The sequence below is a fragment of the Mucilaginibacter litoreus genome (assembly GCF_042676805.1).
In the GTDB taxonomy this organism is placed as follows: domain Bacteria; phylum Bacteroidota; class Bacteroidia; order Sphingobacteriales; family Sphingobacteriaceae; genus Mucilaginibacter; species Mucilaginibacter litoreus.
The window spans coordinates 1-972 of sequence record NZ_JBHTHZ010000006.1; the positions used below are offsets into that span (position 1 = coordinate 1).

Here is a 972-nt window from a genome sequence, read left to right on the forward strand (position 1 = left end):
AGTAAAGTCCTTATGTTTTATTTCCTGTTCGGGCAGGGATTTAAAGTAATCATACGTGATCTTTAAACCTTCGCTGCGCGATACCTTAGGTTCCCATCCCAAAATTTCTTTGGCTTTTGTTATGTCCGGCCTGCGTTGTTTAGGGTCGTCGGTAGGCAGTGGCAGGCTGATCAGTTTCTGATCGGTACCGGTAAGCTTAATGATCTCCTCGCCAAACTCGCGGATGGTGATCTCATCGGGGTTGCCAATGTTCACCGGCTGCGCATAATCGCTGAAAAGCAGGCGGTAAATGCCTTCTATCAGGTCGTCCACGTAGCAGAATGAGCGGGTTTGCGAGCCGTCGCCAAACATGGTAAGCGGTTCGCCGCGAAGCGCCTGCCCTATAAATGCCGGCAGCACACGGCCATCATTTAGGCGCATACGCGGGCCGTAGGTGTTGAATATCCTTACAATGCGGGTCTCCAAACCATGAAAGGTATGGTAGGCCATGGTGATGGATTCCTGGAAACGCTTGGCCTCGTCATAAACGCCCCGTGGGCCAACCGTGTTCACGTTGCCCCAGTACTCCTCGGGCTGCGGGTTTACGGTAGGGTCGCCATAGATCTCTGAAGTGGATGCGATGAGCATGCGGGCTTTCTTGGCCAGCGCCAGCCCCAAAAGGTTATGCGTACCCAATGAACCCACCTTAAGTGTTTGTATCGGTATCTTCAGGTAATCGATAGGGCTGGCAGGCGAGGCGAAATGAAGGATGTAGTGCAGCTCGCCGGGTACATGCACAAATGAGGAAACATCATGGTTGTAAAACTCAAAGTTCTCCAGTTTGAACAGGTGCTCTATATTGCGCAGATCGCCTGTGATGAGGTTATCCATCCCTATAACATGATAATCCTCTTTGATAAACCTGTCGCACAGGTGCGACCCTAAAAAACCGGCCGCGCCGGTTATCAATATCCGTTTACGTTTTGACATGAA

General features: G+C 51.0%; 1 protein-coding gene. It reads right to left on the reverse strand.

Going from position 1 to position 972, the window contains the following annotated elements:
- A partial coding sequence (locus tag ACFQZX_RS11560; protein ID WP_377115342.1) for a UDP-glucuronic acid decarboxylase family protein occupies positions 1 to 969 on the reverse strand: 969 nt, incomplete at its 3' end.
- Between the last annotated feature and the right edge of the window lie 3 nt (positions 970 to 972).